Annotated in this window: 16 protein-coding genes; 7 read left to right on the forward strand and 9 right to left on the reverse strand. The window is 64.6% G+C overall.

What is annotated here, in order from left to right; translation table 11 throughout:
* The first annotated feature begins 8 nt into the window (after window positions 1-8).
* Window positions 9-1,145, forward strand: a complete 1,137-nt coding sequence (locus tag EO170_RS04260) for a two-component system response regulator (RefSeq protein ID WP_026064477.1) — start codon at window positions 9-11, stop codon at window positions 1,143-1,145.
* Window positions 1,146-1,149: 4 nt separating this feature from the next.
* On the forward strand, window positions 1,150-3,327 hold the full coding sequence (locus EO170_RS04265) for an ATP-binding protein (RefSeq protein ID WP_126942711.1): 2,178 nt from the start codon (window positions 1,150-1,152) through the stop codon (window positions 3,325-3,327).
* Window positions 3,328-3,380: 53 nt separating this feature from the next.
* On the opposite strand, the gene EO170_RS04270 is transcribed toward EO170_RS04265, so the two are convergent.
* Together EO170_RS04270 and EO170_RS04275 are read right to left on the reverse strand one after the other, a co-directional pair.
* Window positions 3,381-4,250 carry a crotonase/enoyl-CoA hydratase family protein gene (locus EO170_RS04270; RefSeq protein ID WP_016903176.1) on the reverse strand — a complete coding sequence of 290 codons (870 nt, stop codon included), beginning with the start codon at window positions 4,248-4,250 and terminating at the stop codon, window positions 3,381-3,383.
* Between the two features lie 474 nt (window positions 4,251-4,724).
* Window positions 4,725-6,407, reverse strand: a complete 1,683-nt coding sequence (locus tag EO170_RS04275) for a long-chain fatty acid--CoA ligase (RefSeq protein WP_026064479.1) — start codon at window positions 6,405-6,407, stop codon at window positions 4,725-4,727.
* A gap of 97 nt (window positions 6,408-6,504) precedes the next feature.
* On the opposite strand from EO170_RS04275, the gene EO170_RS04280 reads away from it, so the two are divergent.
* Window positions 6,505-6,954, forward strand: a complete 450-nt coding sequence (locus EO170_RS04280; RefSeq protein ID WP_126942714.1) for a nuclear transport factor 2 family protein — start codon at window positions 6,505-6,507, stop codon at window positions 6,952-6,954.
* A 207-nt stretch (window positions 6,955-7,161) separates the two neighbouring features.
* Here the strand turns inward: EO170_RS04280 and acnA are convergent, their stop codons facing one another.
* On the reverse strand, window positions 7,162-9,930 hold the full coding sequence (gene acnA, locus EO170_RS04285) for an aconitate hydratase AcnA (RefSeq protein ID WP_115677415.1): 2,769 nt from the start codon (window positions 9,928-9,930) through the stop codon (window positions 7,162-7,164).
* 151 nt (window positions 9,931-10,081) lie between these two features.
* Between acnA and EO170_RS04290 the strand changes: the two genes are divergently transcribed.
* The 4 genes from EO170_RS04290 to EO170_RS04305 all read left to right on the forward strand — a co-directional run bounded on the left by EO170_RS04290 (window position 10,082) and on the right by EO170_RS04305 (window position 14,452).
* Complete coding sequence (locus tag EO170_RS04290) at window positions 10,082-10,330, forward strand: AbrB/MazE/SpoVT family DNA-binding domain-containing protein (protein ID WP_016903180.1); 249 nt, start codon at window positions 10,082-10,084, stop codon at window positions 10,328-10,330.
* Window positions 10,327-10,737, forward strand: a complete 411-nt coding sequence (locus EO170_RS04295; RefSeq protein WP_016903181.1) for a type II toxin-antitoxin system VapC family toxin — start codon at window positions 10,327-10,329, stop codon at window positions 10,735-10,737. The genes EO170_RS04290 and EO170_RS04295 overlap by 4 nt, the downstream gene beginning before the upstream one ends.
* A 48-nt stretch (window positions 10,738-10,785) precedes the next feature.
* Window positions 10,786-13,377 (forward strand): bifunctional aconitate hydratase 2/2-methylisocitrate dehydratase, encoded by a 2,592-nt coding sequence (acnB, locus tag EO170_RS04300; RefSeq protein ID WP_104644554.1) that lies wholly within the window; start codon window positions 10,786-10,788, stop codon window positions 13,375-13,377.
* A gap of 196 nt (window positions 13,378-13,573) precedes the next feature.
* Window positions 13,574-14,452: an alpha/beta fold hydrolase gene (locus tag EO170_RS04305; protein WP_241239385.1), complete on the forward strand. Its 879-nt coding sequence runs from the start codon at window positions 13,574-13,576 to the stop codon at window positions 14,450-14,452.
* A gap of 343 nt (window positions 14,453-14,795) precedes the next feature.
* On the opposite strand, the gene EO170_RS04310 is transcribed toward EO170_RS04305, so the two are convergent.
* The 6 genes from EO170_RS04310 to EO170_RS04335 form a co-directional block, all read right to left on the reverse strand.
* Window positions 14,796-17,021: an EAL domain-containing protein gene (locus tag EO170_RS04310; protein WP_164740896.1), complete on the reverse strand. Its 2,226-nt coding sequence runs from the start codon at window positions 17,019-17,021 to the stop codon at window positions 14,796-14,798.
* A gap of 108 nt (window positions 17,022-17,129) precedes the next feature.
* Window positions 17,130-18,206 carry a chemotaxis response regulator protein-glutamate methylesterase gene (locus EO170_RS04315; protein WP_047125438.1) on the reverse strand — a complete coding sequence of 359 codons (1,077 nt, stop codon included), beginning with the start codon at window positions 18,204-18,206 and terminating at the stop codon, window positions 17,130-17,132.
* Complete coding sequence (cheD, locus tag EO170_RS04320; RefSeq protein ID WP_024937701.1) at window positions 18,203-18,799, reverse strand: chemoreceptor glutamine deamidase CheD; 597 nt, start codon at window positions 18,797-18,799, stop codon at window positions 18,203-18,205. Before cheD ends, EO170_RS04315 begins: the two co-directional genes overlap by 4 nt.
* The gene (locus tag EO170_RS04325; RefSeq protein WP_104537492.1) at window positions 18,796-19,665 is read right to left on the reverse strand and encodes a CheR family methyltransferase; all 870 of its coding nucleotides are present in this window, start codon (window positions 19,663-19,665) and stop codon (window positions 18,796-18,798) included. The genes cheD and EO170_RS04325 overlap by 4 nt, the downstream gene beginning before the upstream one ends.
* Window positions 19,666-19,871: 206 nt before the next feature.
* Complete coding sequence (locus EO170_RS04330; RefSeq protein WP_047125435.1) at window positions 19,872-22,253, reverse strand: methyl-accepting chemotaxis protein; 2,382 nt, start codon at window positions 22,251-22,253, stop codon at window positions 19,872-19,874.
* Window positions 22,254-22,338: 85 nt separating this feature from the next.
* Window positions 22,339-22,722, reverse strand: coding sequence for a hypothetical protein (locus EO170_RS04335; RefSeq protein WP_005993867.1), 384 nt, complete (start codon window positions 22,720-22,722; stop codon window positions 22,339-22,341).
* Window positions 22,723-22,840 lie beyond the last annotated feature (118 nt).

Below are 22,840 nucleotides of genomic sequence, written 5' to 3' on the forward strand. Positions count from 1 at the left end.
CAACGGCTATGCAGGATGTTTTGGGTAATCTTGCCGGCGTGTCGTCGGCGGATACATCGGGAAGCTGGTCGGAAAAGGCGGATCTGGGATTGAACATCGTCATTGTCGATGACCAGATGTCTGCGCGGACGATGCTGCGCCACGTCATCGAGGACATCGCACCGGAATTGAAGGTCTACGATTTCGGTGATCCGCTCGACGCGTTGGCGTGGTGCGAGGCCGGACGGGTGGATCTGTTGCTGCTCGACTATCGCATGCCGGGCATGGATGGCCTGGAGTTCGCCCGGCGTCTGCGCCGGCTGCCCAGCCATCGCGATATCCCGATCATCCTGATCACCATCGTCGGCGACGAGCCGATCCGCCAGGCCGCGCTGGAGGCGGGCGTGATCGACTTCCTGGTCAAGCCGATCCGTCCGCGCGAACTGCGCGCACGCTGCGCCAATTTGCTGCAGTTGCGTCAGCAGAGCGAAAGCGTCAAGCAACGCGCGCTGTCGCTGGAGCAGCGTCTGCTGGCCAGCATGAACGAGGTCGAAGAGCGCGAACGCGAGACGTTGTCGCGGCTGGCGCGCGCCATCGAGTACCGCGACTCGGGCACCAGCGCCTTCCTGGAGCGCATGTCGCACGTGGCCGGCCTGATCGCCGAGCAGCTCGGGTTGTCCGAGGAAGAAGTGCGCATCATCGAGATGGCCGCGCCGCTGCACGACATGGGCAAGATCGCCATTCCCGACGCGGTGTTGCTCAAGCCGGGCAAGCTCACCGACGACGAGATGAGCATCATGAAGCGGCATCCGCGCATCGGCTACGAGCTGCTCAGCGGCAGCCAGAACCGTTTCATCCAGGTCGGCGCCTTGATCGCGTTGCGTCACCACGAGCGTTACGACGGCACCGGTTACCCGGATGGGCTGGTTGGCGAAGCGATCCCGCTGGAAGCGCGCATCGTGGCGGTGGCCGACGTCTTCGACGCGCTGCTGTCGCCGCGCCCGTACAAGGAGGCATGGACCATGGACGCCGCGCTGGCCTATCTGTATGCACAACGCGGTCGCCTGTTCGACCCGCGCTGCGTGGATGCGCTGCTGCGCGGTCGCGCGCAGCTGGACCAGATATGCGGCGAATTCTCGACCGCATCGGCACGACCCGGGGTGTGAGGCAATGAATCCGTTCGGAAGGATCCGGCAGCGGTTGATGCATCGACCCGACAGCGAACATGGTCAGGCGATCGTCCGCATCGTGCTGATCAGCCTGATCCTGGCGTATGTCCTGCTGCCGGGTGTCCGGCACAGCCTGCCGCCGCACCAGCACACCGGCGTTCTGGTCATTGTGCTGACGGGCCTGAGTCTCGGACTTGCGTTGTTCGGGTGGCTGCTCTGGCGGCCCGGGCGCTCGGATGCGCGTCGCATCCTGGGCATGTTGGCCGATTACGGCTTGATGGCGGCCGGCATGATCCAGATGGGCGAGCCGCTAGCCTGGGTCTATGTCGTGGTGATGTGGGTCACCGTCGGCAACGGCCTGCGCTACGGCAACCGCTATCTGTACCTTGCGGTGGGAATGGCGGTGGTGAGCTTTTCCACGACGCTGTGGATGACCGACTACTGGCAACGCAACCAGCGGCTCGGTATCGGGCTTGCCGTTGGTCTGGCCGCCGTTCCGTTGTATTTCTCCAGTCTTCTGCGGCAGTTGACCCGCGCCACCGCCGAGGCGCGCCGTGCCAGTGAGGCCAAGAGCCGCTTCCTGGCCAACATGAGTCACGAGTTTCGGACACCGCTCAATGGCCTGTCCGGCATGACCGAGGTATTGGCAACGACGCGTCTGGATAGCGAGCAGCGCGAATGCCTGAAGACCATTCAGGCATCGACACGCAGCCTGCTGGCGCTGGTAGAGGAGGTGCTGGACATCTCGGCCATCGAAGCCGGCAAGCTGCGGATCAACACGTCCGACTTTGCATTGCAGGACATCCTGCAGGCAATCGGTCTGATCCTGGAGCCACAGGCCAGGGCCAAGGGGCTGCATTACCAGACAGCCGTGGCTGCAGACGTGCCTTCGCGTGTGCACGGGGACGCGGGACATCTGCGGCAAATCCTGCTCAACCTGGTCGGCAACGCGGTCAAGTTCACCGACCACGGCAGTGTCCAGTTGAAGGTGGCGGCCACCGAGGCCAGCGGCCGTGGCGGTTTGCTGCTCCGTTTTGAGGTGCTCGATACCGGCATCGGTGTGCCGGTCGATATGCGTCCGCGTTTGTTCGAGGCGTTCGAACAGGCAGATACCGGACTGGCGCGCCGGTTCGAAGGCAGCGGCCTGGGAACCACGATCGCCAGGGGGCTGGTCCAGTCGATGGGGGGCGCGATCGGGTTCGAGGAAAATCCCGCGGGCGGCAGCTTGTTCTGGTTTGAACTGCCGTTTGGCCTGGCGGCCGCCAAGCCCGTAGCAACGCCATCGCCTGTGCTGCATGAGGCGGAGTCCACGATACCGGGCAACGTGATTGCGTTTGCCGATCCGTTTCTACGTCACCGTGCCCGCGTGCGCAGCATGCATATCCTGGTGGCGGACGATCATCTGGCAAATCGCCTGGTTCTGCAGCGGTTGCTGCAGAAAGCAGGCCATCGTGTGACCTGCGTTGACGGCGGCGAGGCCGTACTGGACGCATTGGCCGAGGCAGACTTCGACGCGGCCATCGTCGACTTGCACATGCCCGGTGTCAGCGGTCTGGACATGTTGAAGCAGCTCAGGGTGATGCAGGCGGGCGGTATGCCGGGCACCCCGGTCGTGGTGTTGAGCGCCGATGTCACGCCCGAGTCGATTCGCAGCTGCGAGCAGGCGGGCGCCTATGCCTTCCTGGCCAAGCCGGTGGCGGCGATCAAGTTGCTGGATACGCTGGCCGACATCGCCGTCAACCAGAAACTGCGTCAGGCCGATCCTGCCACCGCTACCCGCAGCCCGGCGCCGAGTGGCGCCGTCCTCGACCCTGCCGTGCTCGACGAGCTGGCGGAACTGGGGATGGGGAATGAGTTCGAACGCGAGTTCATTCAACAATGTCTCAGCGATGCTGCGGCTTGCGTTGTCCAGCTCGGCAAGGCGGCGGCGGACCAGGACTGGGCACGTCTGCGCGAGCATGCTCATGCGGTCAAGGGCGTTTCCAGCAATCTCGGGCTGGTGGCGCTGGCCGAACAGGGAGGTGAGTTGATGCGCCTGCCCGAAGCGCAGCTGCGCGCAGAATGGAGCCAGAGGCTGGAGCAGCTGAAGACGGGGTTGACACTCGGGCGCGAGGCGCTTGCTCAACGCGCACAGAACAAGTCCGACGGCGGAGTCAGCGGGAATGGCGACCGCGGCTAAGTGAAGCCCGGCGATAGGCCGGGCCTGATTCCCCCAGTACTGGATCCACCAAATCAGGCGGCACTTGCGCCAGCGCGGCGATTCTGTGCCTTGACCAAACGGTCCATCGTGCGCAGTGATTTCTCGCTCAGTGCCAGGGCAGTGTCGACCCAGACCTCGGTAATGCGCAGCAATTCGTCGTAAGGCACCGCCTGCGCGAGGTTGCGTGCGGCGTTCATTGCCAGATAGGCATGGGAGATGCGCTTTTGCTGGCGAATCAGCGTTTCGGTGGCAACGACTCCCTGGCCCTTCGGTACGAGTACGTCCACGATTCCCATCGCATGCATTTCCTCGCTGCTGTAGATGCGTCCGTCGAGAATGATTTTTTCTGCCAGTTGGGGCGACACGCGACGGCACAGGAACGAATACGCGCCCATGCCCGGAAACAGACCGAACAAGACCTCGGGCAGTCCCATCCCGATGCCTTCTTCGGCCACGATGGTGTGGCAGGCCAGGGCCATCTCCAATCCACCTCCCAATGCATCGCCTTGCAGCAGCGCAATGCTGCGCACGTCCCCGCCAAAGCCGACATGCAGGTGATGGACGCCTTCCACGCAGCGGGTGGCATAGCGCATCAACTGCTCGCGGTTTTGGTCGCGGATCAGGCGTGCAAACAGGTCCAGATCGCCGCCGAGATTGAAGGCGGTGGAGTCGGATGCAAGCACGAAGTGGCGTAGTTCACCACTGCGACGCTCGTGCGGGGCGCGGGTGATGGATCCCATGACATCCCATATGTCGTCCAGCAATTCGGGACTGCAGCAGGGACGGATGCCAAAACGCGCATTGGCATGCATGAACAACCAGTGGGTGCCATCAGCGGCCGACGCATCGACCCGAATGGTGGAGTGGGGGCGGCCGATCGAAATCTTTTCAACGGTATTCATGGGCGTGATCCTGGAAAAGCCCGCGATGGGAGAGTGGACGCCGGCGGGCGCGCGCGATCCACTCCGAATCGATGCTACACCGGCACTATCTCCATGAACGCTGAGGGCTTCCTTTCTACCCGGTGAGCCCTGTGTGCTGAATCTTTCAGCGAATGTCTGCAAATAAATGCAGTTTATTGTGGATTACCCAGTGCTGAAATTATCTGTCTGGTCATTGGCCTATGGTTTCCTGCAGGACTCCCCTGGCCGGTGTCATCAACCGCAAAGTGCGTGCCTGCATTTGCGGGTGTCAAAAATGCGGATATAACCAAGTGCAAACTGGCCATCGTTCCGGCATGTCCGCGGCCGCATACCACTCGTCTGAGACGCGTGAACCGTCCGAAGCGTGCAAAAGCAGACGCCCGCAAGGCCTGGAGGCAGTGCGGGCGTGGGATGGCAGCCGGGTGGCCGTCGATCTGCGGTGGCGCCGGAGAATTATCCCTTTGGCGCATCCCGCAGTTCGCGGCGCAGGATCTTGCCGACATTGGTTTTCGGCAGTTCCTTGCGGAACTCGATCACGCGCGGCTGCTTGTAGCCGGTCAGGTTGGCGCGGCAGTGCGCCTTGACCGCATCGGCGGTCAGCGCAGGGTCCTTCTTCACGATGACGGCCTTGACGATCTCGCCGGACTTCTCGTCCGGTACGCCGACAGCGGCCACTTCCAGCACCCCGGGCATTTCGGCGATCACGTCCTCGATCTCGTTCGGGTAGACGTTGAAGCCGGACACCAGAATCATGTCCTTCTTGCGGTCGACGATGTAGACGAAACCCTGCTCGTCCATCCGTGCGATATCGCCGGTGTGCAGCCAGCCGTCGGCATCCATGACCTTGGCGGTTTCTTCCGGCTTCTTCCAGTAGCCCTTCATCACCTGCGGGCCCTTGATGCACAGCTCGCCGATCTCGCCCAGCGGCAGCATCGCGCCGGCGTCGTCCTTGATGCAGGCATCGGTGGACGGAATCGGCAGGCCGATCGAGCCGTTGTAGTCCTTCAGGTCCATCGGGTTGATGCAGGCGGCAGGCGAGGTTTCGGTCAGGCCGTAGGCCTCGACCAGGGTCAGGCCGGTGACCTTTTTCCAGCGTTCGGCGACCGACCGTTGCACCGCCATGCCGCCGCCAAGGGTCATCTTCAACGTGGAGAAATCCACCTGGTCGAAGCCGGGCGTATTGAGCAGGCCGTTGAACAGCGTGTTGACGCCGGTGAACGCGGTGAAGCGGGTTTTCTTCAGTTCCTTGACGAAGCCGGGCATGTCGCGCGGATTGCTGATCAGGTGATTGCAGCCGCCGATCTTCATGAAGACCAGGCCGTTGGCCGTCAATGCAAAGATGTGGTAAAGCGGCAGCGCGGTGATCACCACCTCGGCGCCTTCTTCCAGCTTGCCGGTGCCGGCAAGCCACTGGTGGGCCTGCTGCATGTTGGCCACCAGATTGCGGTGGGTGAGCATCGCGCCCTTGGCCACGCCGGTGGTGCCGCCGGTGTACTGCAGGAAGGCGATGTCATCGGGCTCGATCTGCAGCGTCGGCACGCTGTGCTTGCGGCCCAGCGCCAGTGCGTCGCGAAACCGGATCGCGCCCTTGATGCGGTAATCGGGCACCAGCTTCTTGACGTACTTGACGACGAAGTTGACCAGCGCCGCTTTCGGGAAGCCGAGCATGTCGCCCAGGCCGGTGGTGATCACCTGCTTGACCGGGGTGTCGGCGATGACCTGCTGCACGGTGGTGCCGAAGTTGTCGATCACCACCAGCACGCTGGCGCCGGCGTCGATCAGCTGATGCTTCAGCTCGCGCGGGGTGTAGAGCGGATTGACGTTGACCACGGTCAGGCCGGCACGCAGGATGCCGAAGGTGGCCACCGGATACTGCAGGCAGTTGGGCATCATCAGGGCGACGCGGTCGCCTTTCTTCAACTGCAATTCGCCAAGCAGATAGGCGGCGAACTGCTCGACCAGCTGATCGGCTTGCCGATAGGTGAGGGTCTTGCCGAAGCTGTGATATGCGGGGCGGTCGGCAAACCGCTTGACCGAGGTGGCGAACACCTCGGCCACGGTACGGAACTGCTCCAGATCGATCTCGGCTGCGACGCCGGCCGGATAACTTTGCAACCAAGGACGTGCCTGATTCATCTGCCCCCCTCCAGGGTATTCGGTACGTGACGCGGTGTGTTCCACGGCGCTACAACAGCTGGCAGCATACCGTCATGGATGGAAAAGGCGAAGCGTGATGCAGGGCAGCATTCAAGCGCGGTGGCGGGTCGGGTTGGTTGCGATTTGTATCGTGGGCCTGGTCGGTTGCACGCGTGCCGCACCGGAACAACGGCTGCGCGCAACGCTGGAGACGATGCACCTGGCGATCGAAGCGCGCGACATCGGCGAGGCGATGGCGCCGGTGGCCGAGGATTTTGTCGGCGACCAAGGACTGGACGCAGCCGGCCTGCGGCGATTGATGCAGCTGCAGATGCTGGGCAATCGCCGCATCGGCGTGACCCTGGGGCCGGTGGATGTGCAACTGCACGATGACACCGCACGCGTGCGTTTCACCGCGCTGCTGACCGGCGGCAGCGGGCGCTGGCTGCCCGAGCAGGCACAGACCTACCAGGTGACCACCGGCTGGCGCTTGCAGGACGGCGACTGGCAGCTGTATCACGCGCAGTGGGAGCCGACCGGGCACTGATGCCGCGATTCTGGAGCGCGCATCGCCGGTGGGCGCGGTGGGTATCGGATGGCAAGGTATTTCCCCGCTGCGCTGCGTTGGCGTGCAGCGCCTGTCCGCCTCCGATGATTGCTCACCTGTCCGGCAATACGAGGTTCCAGTTGCCCAAAACACCACTCCCGCCGGGCGGCGGGAGTGGGGTCATGCTTACAGGGCAGCGCGCTGCGCTCAGGCCGCCTTGCGGGCAGCCAGTTGACGCAGCACGTACTGCAGCAGACCACCGTGCTTGAAGTACTCCACTTCCTTGGGCGTCAGCAGCAGCACCTTGACCTGGAACTGCTTGACGCTGCCGTCGGACTTCTTCGCATCCACCGTGGCACGACGGCTGGCGCCGTCCTGCAGGCCGGTGATGTCCAGCACTTCCGAACCATCCAGGCCCAGGGTCTGGGCGTTTTCGTTCTCCAGGAACTGCAGCGGCAGCACCCCCATGCCGACCAGGTTGGAGCGATGGATGCGCTCGAAGCTCTCGGCGATCACTGCCTTGACGCCGAGCAGGTTGGTGCCCTTGGCCGCCCAGTCGCGCGAGGAACCGGTGCCGTATTCCTTGCCGGCCAGTACCACCAGGGGCACGCCGTCGGCCTTGTACTTCACTGCCGCATCGTAGATCGCCAGTTTTTCCGGCGCCGCGCCGTCCTTGCCGTAGTACAGGGTGTTGCCGCCTTCTTCGCCGCCGAACATCAGGTTCTTGATGCGGATGTTGGCGAAGGTACCGCGCACCATCACGTCGTCGTTGCCGCGGCGGCTGCCGTAGCTGTTGAAGTCGGCCGGCTGCACGCCGCGCTCCTGCAGGAAGCGACCCGCCGGCGAATCCTTCTTGATGTTGCCGGCCGGCGAGATGTGGTCGGTGGTGATCGAGTCGCCGAACAGGCCCATGATGCGTGCGCCATGCACATCCTCGACATGGCCGACCTGCATGGTCATGCCGTCGAAGTAGGGCGGGTTCTTGATGTAGGTCGAGGCCGCGTCCCATTCGTACAGCGCGCCATCAGGAGAGGCGATGGTGTTCCAGCGGCTGTCGCCCTTGAACACGTCGGCATAGTTCTGCTTGAACATCTCCGGGCCGACGGTGGCGGCGATGGTGTCGCCGATTTCCTTGTTGCTCGGCCAGATGTCGCGCAGATACACCGGCTGCCCGTCGCTACCGGTGCCCAGCGGGTCGGTGGTGAGGTTGATGTCGGTGGTACCGGCGATCGCATACGCCACCACCAGCGGCGGCGAGGCGAGGTAGTTCATCTTCACTTCGGGGTGCACGCGGCCTTCGAAGTTGCGGTTGCCCGACAACACCGAAGACACCACCAGGTCGTCCTTGGCGATCGCCGCAGATACATCATCCGGCAACGGGCCGGAGTTGCCGATACAGGTGGTGCAGCCGTAGCCGACCACGTAGAACCCGAGCTTTTCCAGATCGGCGAGCACGCCGGCCTTGCTTAGGTAATCGGTGACCACGCGCGAGCCCGGCCCGAGCGAGGTCTTCACCCACGGCTGCGCCTTCAGCCCCTTGGCCGCCGCGTTACGCGCGAGCAGGCCGGCACCCAGCATCACTGCCGGGTTGGAGGTGTTGGTGCAGGATGTGATCGCGGCGATCACCACCGAGCCGTCGCGCAGCTGCCAGCCGGCGCCGCTGTCGGTGGAACTCTCGGCTTGCGCAGCCTTGGCGCCGACCGCAGTGCCGCCACCACCCTCGTTCTTCAGGCGGTCTTCCTGCTTGACGTCGGTCAGGCGCTTGCTGCGCGCGTCCACGAACGGCTTGAGGCTCTCGCGGAAGTTGGACTGCATGTCTTCCAGCAGCACGCGGTCCTGCGGGCGCTTGGGGCCGGCCAGCGACGGCTTGACCTCGCCCATGTCCAGCTCCAGCGTGGCGCTGTACTGGGCCGGTGGGGTGTTGGCGTCGTGCCACAGGCCCTGCGCCTTGGCATAGGCTTCGACCAGGGCGATCTGCTCCTCGCTGCGGCCGGACAGGCGCAGGTAGGTCAGCGATTCTTCGTCGACCGGGAAGATGCCGCAGGTGGCGCCGTATTCCGGTGCCATGTTGCCGATAGTGGCGCGATCGGCCAGCGGCAGGTGCTGCAGGCCTTCGCCGTAGAACTCGACGAACTTGCCGACCACGCCGGCCTTGCGCAGCATCTGGGTGACGGTGAGCACCAGGTCGGTTGCGGTGGCGCCTTCGGGCAGCTTGCCGCTGAGCTTGAAGCCGACCACCTGCGGAATCAGCATGGACGAGGGCTGGCCCAGCATCGCGGCCTCGGCCTCGATACCGCCCACGCCCCAACCCAGCACGCCGATGCCATTGATCATGGTGGTGTGGCTGTCGGTGCCGAACACGGTGTCCGGGTAGGCGATCCGTGTCCCGTCCTTGTCCGCGCTCATCACCACGCGTGCCAGGTTTTCCAGGTTCACCTGGTGGACGATGCCGGTATTGGGCGGCACCACCTTGAAGTTCTCGAATGCCTTCTGGCCCCAGCGCAGGAAGCCGTAGCGCTCCTGGTTGCGCTGGAATTCGATCTTGCCGTTGAGGTCGAGCGCGTCAGCCGAGCCGAACACATCCACCTGCACCGAGTGGTCGATGACCAGCTCGGAGGGAATCTGCGGGTTGATCTGGTCGGCCTTGCCGCCGAGCTTGACCACGGCATCGCGCATCGCGGCCAGGTCGACCACGCACGGCACGCCGGTGAAGTCCTGCAGCACCACGCGGGCCGGCATGAAGGCGATTTCGATATCGGGCTCTGCCTTGGGGTCCCACTTGGCGACCGCTTCGATGTGGTCCTTGCCGACGGTGACGCCGCCGTCCTCGTGCCGGAGCAGGTTCTCCAGCAGGATCTTCATCGAATAGGGCAGGTGGCCGATCTCGAAGCGCTCGCCCAGCTTGGGCAGGCTGTAGTACTCGTAGCGCTGGCCGTGGACCTCGAACGAGGTGCGGGTGGAAAAGGAATCGCTCATGCATCACTCCTATGGCAGCAGGCTTTAGGTCTGTTTGGGACAGTGTGACCAATTCAGTGTGTACGTTCGGTTGCAGCACAGGGTATGTGGCCTTGAGTACGACAAGTCAAGTATGTAAAATCACTGCATACTTTCTGCCGGGGCCACCTCCATGGAAGCCACAGTTGCCGAGCGCGGGCAGATCACGCTGCCCAAGGCCGTGCGCGATGCCCTGGGCCTGACCAAGGGCACCACGCTCAAGATCGAGCTCGACGGCGGGCGCATCATCCTGCGCAAGGACGTCAGCGAGGCGCTGCGCAAGGTGCGCGGCAAGTTCAAGCTGGTCGACGGGCTGACCAGTACCGACGAGGCGATGCGCGCCATCCGTGGCCGCGCCCCCGGGGATCCGTTCGACCCATGATTGCCCTGGATTCCTCGGTGCTGCTCGACATCCTGGTCGGCGACGCGGTCTACGGCGAGGTGTCGGAGATCTGCATCGGCGATGCGCTGGCGCGCGACGAGGTGGTGGTCTGCGATGCGGTGGTGGCCGAGGTGCTGGCCATGCTCGATACCCAGGTCGACCTGATGGAAACCCTGGCCTCGATCGGCGTGCGTTACGAAGCCACCCAGGAAGCGGCGGCGGTGCGCGCCGGCCATATGAACAAGCGCTTCCGCGCGCGCGGCGGCAAGCGCGAGCGGGTGGTGGCCGATTTCCTGATCGGCGCCCACGCGATGCTCCAGTGCGACGGGTTGATCACCCGCGACGAGGGCTTTTTCCGCGACTACTTCAAGGGTTTGAAGATCGTTGTCCCCAAACCCGCACGCTGATCCACGTTTCGCGTTTACACATTCACTGTTGTCTTTCGGAGAATCCGCATGTTGGAAGCCTATCGCCACCACGTTGCAGAGCGCGCCGCGCTCGGTATCCCGCCGCTGCCACTGACCGCGCAGCAGACCGCCGAGGTCATCGAGCTGCTGAAGGCTCCGCCGGCGGGCGAAGAACAATTCCTGGTCGAGCTGCTCAGCCAGCGCGTCCCGGCCGGTGTCGATGACGCCGCCAAGGTCAAGGCCTCGTACCTGGCCGCGGTGGCGTTCGGCACCGAAAAGACCGCGCTGATCAGCCCCACGCGTGCGACCGAGCTGCTCGGCACCATGCTGGGCGGCTACAACATCCAGCCGCTGATCGATCTGCTCGACAACCCCGAGCTGGGCGCCACCGCCGCCGAAGCGCTCAAGCACACCTTGCTGGTGTTCGACGCCTTCCACGACGTGCAGGAAAAGGCCGAAGCCGGTAACGCGCACGCCAAGGCCGTGCTGCAGAGCTGGGCCGAGGCCGAGTGGTTCACCAGCAAGCCGGAAGTACCGCAAAGCATGACCGTCACCGTGTTCAAGGTACCCGGCGAGACCAACACCGACGACCTGTCGCCGGCCCCGGATGCGACCACGCGCCCGGACATCCCGCTGCACGCGCTGGCGATGCTGAAGAACGCCCGCGACGGCGCGGCCTTCGTGCCGGAAGAAGACGGCAAGCGTGGCCCGATCCAGGCCATCGCCGACCTCAAGGCCAAGGGCCATCTGGTCGCCTACGTGGGTGATGTGGTCGGTACCGGTTCCTCGCGCAAGTCGGCGACCAACTCGGTGCTGTGGTGGACCGGCGAGGACATTCCGTTCATTCCGAACAAGCGCTTCGGCGGCGTGTGCCTGGGCAGCAAGATCGCCCCGATCTTCTACAACACGATGGAAGACGCCGGTGCATTGCCGATCGAGCTGGACGTGTCGCAGATGGAGCACGGCGATGTGGTCGAGCTGCGTCCGTACGACGGCAAGGCACTGAAGAACGGACAGGTGATCGCCGAGTTCGCGATGAAGTCCGACGTGCTGTTTGACGAAGTGCGCGCCGGTGGCCGCATTCCGCTGATCGTCGGCCGCGGCCTCACCGCCAAGGCACGCGAATTCCTGGGCCTGCCGGCCTCGGACCTGTTCCGCCTGCCGATGGACCCGCCGGACACCGGCAAGGGCTTCTCGCTGGCGCAGAAGATGGTCGGCCGCGCCTGCGGTCTGCCGGAAGGCCAGGGCATGCGCCCGGGCACCTATTGCGAGCCGAAGATGACCTCGGTGGGCTCGCAGGACACCACCGGCCCGATGACCCGCGACGAGCTCAAGGACCTGGCCTGCCTGGGCTTCTCGGCCGACCTGGTGATGCAGTCGTTCTGCCACACCGCCGCCTACCCGAAGCCGGTGGACGTCAAGACCCATCACACCTTGCCGGAGTTCATCTCCACCCGTGGCGGCGTCTCGCTGCGTCCGGGCGATGGCGTGATCCATAGCTGGCTCAATCGCATGCTGCTGCCCGACACGGTCGGTACCGGTGGCGACTCGCATACGCGTTTCCCGATCGGCATCTCGTTCCCGGCCGGCTCCGGCCTGGTGGCGTTCGCCGCTGCCACCGGCGTGATGCCGCTGGACATGCCCGAGAGCGTGCTGGTGCGCTTCAAGGGTGAAATGCAGCCAGGCGTGACCCTGCGCGACCTGGTCAACGCGATCCCGCTGTACGCAATCAAGGACGGCCTGCTGACCGTGGCCAAGCAGGGCAAGAAGAACATCTTCTCCGGCCGCATCCTGGAAATCGAAGGGCTGCCGAACCTGAAGGTGGAGCAGGCGTTCGAGCTGTCCGACGCCTCGGCCGAGCGCTCGGCGGCCGGTTGCACCGTGCACCTGGACAAGGCGCCGATCATCGAATACCTGACCAGCAACATCACGCTGCTGCGCTGGATGATTGCCGAAGGCTATGCCGATGCGCGCACGCTGGGCCGCCGCATCAAGAAGATGGAAGAGTGGCTGGCCGACCCGCAGCTGCTGCAGCCCGATGCCGACGCCGAATACGCGGCCGTCATCGAGATCGACCTGGCCGACATCCATGAGCCGATCGTGGCGTGCCCGAACGACCCGGACGACGTCAAGACACTGTCCGACGTGGCCGGCGCGGCGATCGACGAGGTGTTCATCGGTTCGTGCATGACCAACATCGGTCACTTCCGTGCCGCCGCCAAGTTGCTGGAAGGCAAGCGCGACATCCCGACCCGCCTGTGGGTTGCGCCGCCGACCAAGATGGATGCCTCCGAGCTGACCAAGGAAGGCCATTACGGCACCTTCGGCGCGGCCGGTGCGCGTATGGAAATGCCGGGCTGCTCGCTGTGCATGGGCAACCAGGCACAGGCACGCGAGGGCGCCACGGTGTTCTCCACCTCCACGCGTAACTTCCCGAATCGTCTGGGCCGCAACACCAACGTGTACCTGGGTTCGGCGGAACTGGCCGCGATCTGCTCGCGTCTGGGTCGCATCCCGACCAAGGACGAGTACATGGCCGATGTGGGCGTGATCAAGACCAGTGGCGACCAGATCTACCGCTACATGAACTTCGATCAGATTCAGGAATATCAGGACGTGGCCGACACCGTCGCTGCCTGATCCAGCTGATTGCTCAGCTGTTCGAAACGCCCGGCAATGCCGGGCGTTTTTCGTTATTCGGGCGATGGCTTCGTCTTGGCCACGCAATGCCGGAAGTTAAAGGCAATCGCAGTTAACTCACCTGCCGCATTGCAACAAAAATCTGAAGTCGGGAGGCCTAGAGTGGCGCCGCTTCCACTCGCTGTGATGATCTCCAATGCCTACTTGCACGATCGCTGGTCAAACGCTGCACTACGCACACTACGGTCACGGGTTTCCGGTTCTGCTCGGCCACAGTTATCTCTGGGATGCGGCCATGTGGGAGCCGCAGATCCAGGCGCTGTCGCAGCACTATCGGGTCATCGTCCCCGAGTTGTGGGGACACGGACAGTCGGCAGCATTGCCGGCAGGCACGCAGACGGTTGGCGATCTTGCCAGGCAGATGCTGCAATTGCTGGACGCGTTGGAGCTGCCGCAGTGCGCGGTGGTCGGCTTGTCGGTCGGTGGCATGTGGGCCGCCGAGCTGGCGCTGCTGGCACCGGAGCGCGTGCGCAGCCTGGTGTTGATGGATACCTTCCTGGGCGCCGAGCCGCAGGCCACGCAAACGCGTTATTTCGGGTTGCTCGATGCAATGGAAGCCGCGGGGCAGGTGACGCCTGCGTTGATCGAGGCGATCGTGCCGATCTTTTTCCGTCCCGGCATCGATCTGAATTCCGCGCTGCCGGCTGCGTTTGCACAGCGCCTGGCGGCGCTGTCGGCCGAGCAGGTGCGCGCCTCCATCGTGCCGTTGGGCCGGCTGATCTTCGGGCGCGCCGATCGCCTGGAGGCGATGTCTGCGCTGAATCCGGCCAGCACGTTCCTGCTCGGCGGCGCGGACGATATTCCGCGTCCGCCCGAAGAATTGTGGCTGATGGCCGAGGTGATCGGTTGCGACTACGAGCTGATTCCCGATGCCGGGCATATCGCATCGCTGGAGAATCCGGCGTTCGTCACCGCGCAGTTGCTGGGGTGGTTGAAGCGCACGGTGGCATCGGATTCGACGCGGATGGAAAGGCGCGCGCTTGAAGGCAGCACTCAGGCACAGGCACCGCTCTGACTGGTGTGCTGCTGATCTGGTGAATCAGAACGACACCATGCGTTGCTTGCAACCATGCGCAACGACCATCTCGATTGGCGCTGCTTGCAACCATGAGCGCCGATCACCTCACTTGGTCCTTGCCCGCTCACCGTCGCGGGACCTCGCGCGGCATGGATGCCGCGCCAGAGCCTACAGGGACGTCCTTGCGGCGTGTCCCGCGATGGTGGGCGGGCAAGGGCCCTGCACCGAAGCACCAGATCAGACGCTTTGCCTTCTAGCAGGGTGCCTCGACCTGCTGATGCGAACGTAAAACGCTATGAGAACAGCCTGACAAACCACGACGTAGTGTCGTGAGCCGCTTCTAAGGCTGCGCGCCCAACCAGGCTTCCAGTGCCGCCGCCGGCAATGGCCGCGAAAACAGATAGCCCTGCAGCACTTCGCAGCCGAGGTCGGCGAGGAACAGGCGCTGCGCCTCGTTTTCCACGCCTTCGGCAACCACGTGCTTGCGCAGATGCTCGCCGATGCGCAGCACCGAGGTGGTGAGGGCGCGGGCGTCCTCGCTGTGTTCGATGTCGCGCACGAAGCTCATGTCCAGCTTGAGTTCGTCGATCGGCAGGCGGTGCAGGTGGCTCAGGCTGGAGTAGCCGGTGCCGAAGTCGTCCAGCGACAGCGAGATGCCGGCTTCGCGGATGGCATGCAGGTTCTCCAGCACGCCAGGCTGCCCGGACAGCATCACGCTCTCGGTCATTTCCAGCGTGAGGTCGGAGGGCTGCGCGCCCGTCTCGGCGATCAGGCGCAACAGGTCGCTGAGCATGCGCGGGCTTTCGAAGCTGCTCGCCGACAGATTCACCGACACCCGCGTCACCGGCACACCACGCGTGCGCCAATCGGCGATCTGCCGGCAGGCGCTGCGCAATACCCAATCGTTGAGCTGCGGCATCATGCCTTGCTCTTCGGCCACGGGCAGGAAACGCGCCGGCGAAATGGCGCCCAGTTGCGGATGGTTCCAGCGCAACAATGCTTCCACGCCGTACAGCGCGTGCGGCGCGGCGCTGTGCAATTGCGGTTGATAGTGCAGCTGCAGCTGATCGCGGCCGATGGCCTGGCGCAGCTCCGCTTCCAGCGCGACGCGCTCCTGCGCCATGCGGTTCATGTCGGAACTGAAGAAGCGGAAGCGTCCGCCGCCCTCCTGCTTGGCGCGGTTCATGGCCAGATCGGCATGCCGCAGCAGGATGTTGATGTCGCGCCCGTCCTCGGGAAACATCGCCACTCCGATGCTGGCGGACGGATGCACGGTCATGTGCCCGACCGGCAGTGGCCTGGCAATGGTGCCCAGCACCCGTTCTGCGGCGGCACTGGCCTGCTCGGCACTGCATTGCGGCAGCGCAAGTGCGAATTCGTCGCCTGCCAGGCGCGCCAGCATGGCGGTGGCGGGCAGCTGTTCGCCGATGCGCAGGGCGATGTCGCGCAATAGGCCGTCGCCGGCGGCATGGCCCTGGCTGTCGTTGATCAATTTGAAGCGGTCGATGTTGATGAACATCAACGTGGCCGGTTCGCCGGCATATTCGGCCTGCGTCAAGGCCTGCTCGGCGCGTGCGCTGAACATGATGCGGTTGGGCAGGCCGGTCAGCGCATCGTAGAACGCGAGTTGGTGCACGCGTTGGCGGGTCTGCTCGCGCTCCAGTGCCAGCGTGCACAGCTGCTGGCACAGATCGGTAAGGCGTACGTGCCAGGCATCGGCCCGCTGGGCCTTGCGGTAGTACAGCGCGAAGGTCCCGAGCACGCGTGCGCTGTTGGAGCGGATCGGCGTGCTCCAGCAGGCGCGCAGGCCCATCGGCAACAATACTTCGCGAAATTGCGCGAACAGCGGGTCGGTGGCGATGTCTTCCACCATCACCGCACGGCCGCGCCAGGCGGCCGTGCCGCAGGCGCCTGCGCCCGGCGCGATCTTCAAGCCGTTGACCGCATCGGCATACTCCGGCGGCAGGCTGGGGGCCGCCAGCGAATGCAGGCAGCCTTGATTGTCCGCGCTCATGACCGTGGCCAGCACGTCCGGCGCGATGCGCTCGACCTCGGTGCAGATCAGCGTCATCACCTCGATCAGCGGCCGCTCCTGCACCAGCGCCTCGAGCACGCGGTGCTGCAGCACTTCATGCATCTTGGTGTCGGTGATGTCGGTCAGCACCGCCACGTAATGCGAGGGAAGATGCCTGGCGTCGTAGATCGGATTGAAGTTGAGCGAGATCCACAGCGGCGTGCCGTCCTTGCGATACACCAGCAGGTCGGCCTGGGTCTGCTGCAGGGCGTCGGCGCGGTCGCGGATGCGTGCCACCTCGTCCTGGTCGCTTTGCGCGCGGGTGAGCACGTCCGAGGGGCGCTTGCCGACCAGTTCGGCCTCGGTATAGCCGAACATGCGCTGGAAGCCGTCATTGGCATAGAGCAGGCGCGATTGCAGATCGCAGATCAGGATCGCACTGCTGCTGCCGTCCAGCGCTTCGGCCAGCAGGCGCGAGCGCGTGGCGTCGGGATGTTCGTCGGGCCTGGTCATGCCGGCGGTGATCGGGCCGGCCTTTATCGTCCCGGGCATGAGCGGGTGATCTGCTCGCGCATCCGCCGTTACCGGCGACGCGGCGTCCGCGACGCCGGGAGCCGCCGCCTGTTCGGTCGGTTGCGGGGGGCGGGACTTCATGCCGGATCAGCGCGCCTGCGCCGACAGCGCGATCAGGCGCTCGGCCACGCGGTCCAGCGGTACCACTTCCTGCGCGGCGCCGAGTTTATAGGCGGCACCGGGCATGCCCCAGACCACGCTGCTGGCTTCGTCCTGCACCAGCGTGGGCGCGCCGGCCTGCAGCATTTCCAGCAGGCCGCGTGCGCCGTCGTCGCCCATGCCGGTGAGGATGGCGCCGACCGCATTCGGGCCGGCGTTGGCAGCGACGGAGCGGAACAGCACGTCCACCGCCGGCTTGTGGCGATTGACCGGCGGGCCGTCGTCGATGCGGCAGCGCCAGCGCGCACCGTCGCGGATGATGCGCAGATGCTGGCCGCCGGGCGGCAGGTAGGCATGGCCGGGCAGGATCGCCTCGCCGTCGCTGGCCTCGCGTACCGACATCGCCGAATGGCGATTGAGGCGCTCGGCGAAGGCGGTGCTGAAGCTGGCCGGCAGATGCTGGGTCATCACCACCGCCGGTGCATCGGCGGGCATGTGCTCGAGCACCACGCGCAGGGCTTCGGTGCCGCCTGCCGAAGCGCCAATGGCGATCAGGCGGTCGGTGGTGCGAAAGCGCAGCGCGCTGCCCGGCACCGGTGCCGACTGCATGTCCAGGGTGACCTTGGGCGCGCTGGGACGATTGAGCGCGCTGACCTTGGCCTTGGAGGCCATCTTGACCTTGCTGACGATCTCCTCGGCATAGCCTTCCAGCCCGCGTGCGACGTCGATCTTGGGCTTGGAGACGAAATCCACCGCGCCCAGCGACAATGCCTGCAAGGTGGTGTCGGCGCCACGCTCGGTCAGCGATGAGATCATCACCACCGGGGTGGGGCGCAGGCGCATGAGGTTTTCCAGGAACACCAGGCCGTCCATGCGCGGCATTTCCACATCCAGCGTGATCACGTCCGGATTGAGGCGTTTGATCTTTTCGCGCGCCAGGATCGGGTCGGCGGCCGAGCCGATCACCTCGATGCCGGCATCGCGCGAGAGGATTTCGGTCAGCATCTGGCGTACGACCGCCGAGTCGTCGACGATCAATACACGCACAGGGGTTTCCAGCGTCATTCGAACAACTCCACTCCACCGGTGACCGGTGCTTTGGACAGACGGGCGCGCACGGCCGATTCGGCGGCGGCGACTTCGGCTTCGTGTGCATGCGGCAAGCGCTGCACGACCACGCGTCCGGTCGTCGGGAAGAACCACACCTTGCGCGGATGGATGCCGCACAGATCTTCGGCAATGATGGGAATGTGCTCGGCCTGCAGGTACTGGCGCACGAACTCGGCATTGCGGGTGCCGACCGGATTGCTGGTGAAGCCCTTGAGCACGTTGGCGCCACCGAACACCTTGGCTTCGATGCGTTTGCGATGCGCGCCGCGCTTGAGCATGTCGTTGATCAGCAACTCCATCGCATAACTGCCGTAGCGCGCGGGTGCGCCGTCACCGACCTGGCCTTCCGGCAACAGGAAGTGATTCATGCCGCCGATCTTCAGGACCGGGTCGCGCAGGCAGGCGGCAACGCACGATCCCAAGGTGGTCGTCAACGCGGTGTCGTCGTCCACCACCAGGTATTGGGTGGGCAGCAGTTTGGCGGTGATGGTCTGGAACCGCGAGTCGCGGTAGCGCATGACATCGTCGACCTGCACGGCGGTGCTCATGTGGCGGCTCCGGCGCGCGGCGCACGCCGATACAGCGTGCGCCCGCACGGCTGGATCAGGTCGGCTGCGTGCAGGTAATTCTCCGAGTGCCCGGTGTAGAGCAGACCGTCATCGCCCATGTGGCTGACCAGACGCGACAGGATGCCGCGCTGGGTCGGCTTGTCGAAATAGATCATCACGTTACGGCAGAACAGCGCCGCGTACGGGCCGCCGACGTCGTAACGCGGTGCCAGCAGATTCAACTGGCGGTATTCGATGAGTTGGCGCAACGCCGGGATGACCCGGCACTTGCCCTCGTTGGGGCCGCTGCCGCGCTGGAAATACTTGCGCTTGATCGATGCGTCCAGCGAGGCGACGCGGTCGATGGCGTAGACGCCGCGCGAGGCGGTTTCCAGCACCTGGGTGTCGACGTCGGTGGCCACGATGCTGACCGGCGGGGTCAAGGTGCCGAAGGCTTCGCAGGCGGTGATGGCGATGGAGTAGGGCTCCTCACCGGTGGAGGCCGCGCACGACCAGATCTTCAAGGGCGCCTGCGAGGCACGCTTTTGCAGTTCTTCGCGCAGTTTGTCGAAGTGGTGCGGCTCGCGGAAAAACGAGGTCAGATTGGTGGTCAGCGCGTTGGTGAACGCCTGCCATTCCTCTTCGTCGGTGCCTGCTTCCAGCTGGTCCAGATAGTCGCGGAAGGAGCGCAGACCGAGCACGCGAAGACGACGCGACAGCCGGCCATACACCATGTCGCGCTTGGCCGGAGCCAGGGCGATGCCGACACGCTGATAGATCAGGTCGCAGACGCGCTTGAAATCGCGGTCGCCAAAATCAAATTCGCGTGTGTCTGAAGCGGGAGTCGAGGTGGTCGTCATATCCATAAGCGTCGTGAGCTATGACTGGATATCGGCCACGTGGTCATGCAACTGAAGCACTAATCGGTGTCTTGCGGGGGCAGGGTCGCATCTGGCGCCTGCAACCGCGTTGGCGGGGTAGCCGGCGAGGCCAATGCGCGGCGCTGCGCACTGCGCTGGCTGCAGATGCGCAAAGCCCCGGCAGTGCCGGGGCTTTGCGGGACAGCCTTGGATCAGAACTCTTGCCAGTTGCCGTCGGCCAGGGCGGCCTGCGGCTTGGCCGGCCGCGACGGCGTGGCCGCCGCACGCGCGGCCGGCTTGGTTGCGGGCGTCACCGCAACCGGGCGCGAGGCGACCGGGCGGGCGCGTGCAGCCGGCGCGGCCGGCGCAGCCGGCTCGTCCAGCTTGAACACCGACACCGCTTCGGCCAGGTGGCCGGCCTGCTCTTCCATCGAGCGTGCGGCCGCAGTGGCTTCTTCCACCAGGGCAGCGTTCTGCTGGGTGGTCTCGTCCATCTGGGTGATGGTCTGGTTGACCTGCTCGATGCCGGCCGATTGTTCCTGCGAGGCGGCGGAGATCTCGCCCATGATGTCGGTGACACGCTGCACGCTGGCCACGATCTCGGCCATGGTGGCACCGGCCTTGCGCACCAGTGCCGAGCCCTCGGCCACCTTGTGCACGGAGTCGTCGATCAGGCCCTTGATCTCCTTGGCCGCGCCGGCCGAACGCTGTGCCAGCGTACGCACTTCCGAGGCGACCACGGCAAAGCCGCGGCCCTGTTCGCCGGCACGGGCGGCTTCCACCGCCGCGTTCAAGGCCAGGATGTTGGTCTGGAAGGCGATGCCGTCGATGACCGAGATGATGTCGGCGATCTTCTTGGACGAGGCCTCGATGCCGGACATGGTGGTGACCACCTGCGAGACCACGTCGCCGCCCTGCGAGGCCACGCCGGTGGCGCCGATGGCGAGCTGGTTGGCTTGGCGGGCGCTTTCGGCGTTCTGCCTGACCGTAGAGGTGAGCTCCTCCATCGATGCGGCGGTTTCTTCCAGGTTGGCCGCCTGCTGCTCGGTGCGATGCGACAGGTCGCTGTTGCCGGAGGCAATCTCGCCGGCAGCCGAGTTGATCGCGGTGGACGAGACCTTGATGCGCCCGACGATGTCGGAAAGCTGCTCGGCGGTGGCATTGGCATCGTCACGCATCTGCGCGAACACGCCGCTGAATTCGCCGCGCATGCGCACGGTCAGGTCGCCGCGCGACAGCGCCGACAGCAATGCGGAGATCTGCTCCAGGCTGGCGGCGTTGGCATCCAGCAGGCCGTTGAGCTGCTGGGCCAGCTGCAGGAAGAAGCCCTGCTTGCCATCGGTTTCCACCCGGCCGCTCATGTCGCCGCTGGCGGCGGCACGCACGATGCGGGCGACTTCTTCTTCGACCTGGACCTCGATGGTGCGATCGCGCCATTCACAGACATCGCCGGTGCTCTCGCCCTGCTCGTTCTTGATGACGGTGACGGTCTGCATCATCACAAACTCGCCGTAACGCTCTTCGAAGCTGGTGATGCCGTCGCGTTCCAGCGCTGCGATGGCCTTGTGCACGGTCGCTTCGGGCAGGCCGAGATAGCTGATGTGCTGACCGATGATCTTGCTGGCCTCAAACTCGGGCGAGGACAGACGGATGCTGCCTTCGTAATGCGTGACCAGCTTCTGGAACGCCTCGTTGGCGTAGATCATGATCCGATCGGTGTCGGTGATGAAGGTGCTGGTGGAGGATTTGTCCAGTGCGGTACGGATACGCAGGTTTTCGTCGGCGATCTTCTTGTCGCGTTCGATGCGTTCCTTCAGGTCGCGCTGCATCCGGTGCATGGAGCGCATCAGTTCGCCCACTTCGTCCTGGCCCTGCACATTGATCTGGCCATCGAGCTTGCCGCTGGCGATTTCGGTGGCAGTGGACACCGCGCCGCGCATGCTCTTGACGATGGACCGTGCGAACAGGAATGCCAGGCCCAGGCCGCCGGCGATGCCGATCAGCAGCACCAGCACGGTCAACGAGACCGAGGTGGCATGGACCTTTTCGGCCTTGCTCTTGGCAGCCTGCGCCAACTTGTTGTCTTCGGCGATCAATGCGGCCAACGATGCCTGTGCCTTGGCATGCAGTGCGCTGGTTTCGCCAACGAAGGTATCGACGGCGTCGTCAGGCAGGTTCAGTTCCAGCATTTCGTCGACGCTTTCGTAGGAGGCCGAGGCCTTCTTCCAATCCGCAACGAAGGTGGCAAACAGCTGCTTTTGCTGCGGGCTCTCGATCAGGCGGGGATAGCCCTTGATCGTGGCCTCGATTTCGCCATTGAGCCGCTTGGCGCGGACCTTGGCTTCCTGCTTGACCGAGTCGCTGGCGCGCACCAGATTTTGATAGGACGCATTTCGATATTCGCCGAGCATGCCGCGCAGATCGCCTGCTTCGCGCACGCTGGACATGGTATTGCCGGCCAGGTCGCGGGTGACATTATTGAGCGAGGCCAGGCCCGCGTAGGCGATGATTCCCTGCACCAGCATGATCAGCAGCACGATGCCGAACGCCAGCATCAGCTTGGGCATCAATTTGAGATTGTTGATCCATTGCATTGACACGATTCCCCGGTAGAAGTCAGTGCGCATAACCGCAAACAGCAGATCGCCACGCGCGAGGGCGTGGCGATCTGCTAGGCGATTACTTGATGGTGGCCAACTTCAGGCTGGCCGGCGAGCTGACTTCGATTTCGGCACGCGAGCTGTCGCGCTGGATCTTGCCGAGCACACACACGTCCTTGCCTTCCAGGGATTCCGGGGCAAAACTGAACTTGCCGCGGTTGGCGCCGTCGATGCGGGCCGAGAAGGTGTGACGCGGGAACATGCCGCCCATGTACAGGAAGGTGGGTTCACCTTCCGAGCTCTGGGCGTACTTGGCCTTTTCGACCTTGCCGCACACCATGCCGTCCTTGCCGACGAAACGGGTCGCCATTTCCGGCGGAATCATTTCCTGCGACTGAGCCGACAGCGTGGGAGCAACGATCACGAGAGCAGCGACGGGGAGGAGCGAGAGCAGGAACTTCATTGGGATTCTCCAGAATCAAAAGTCGAACGGTGACCCGTTTATGTACGCGGGCTTCTATTCAGCTATCGGCTAGCCGCCGTTCAACTTGAATCCGAAAAACGTGATTTCTATCTCACTT

This window comes from Xanthomonas sp. BRIP62409, assembly GCF_003992965.1.
Taxonomy (GTDB): domain Bacteria; phylum Pseudomonadota; class Gammaproteobacteria; order Xanthomonadales; family Xanthomonadaceae; genus Xanthomonas; species Xanthomonas euroxanthea.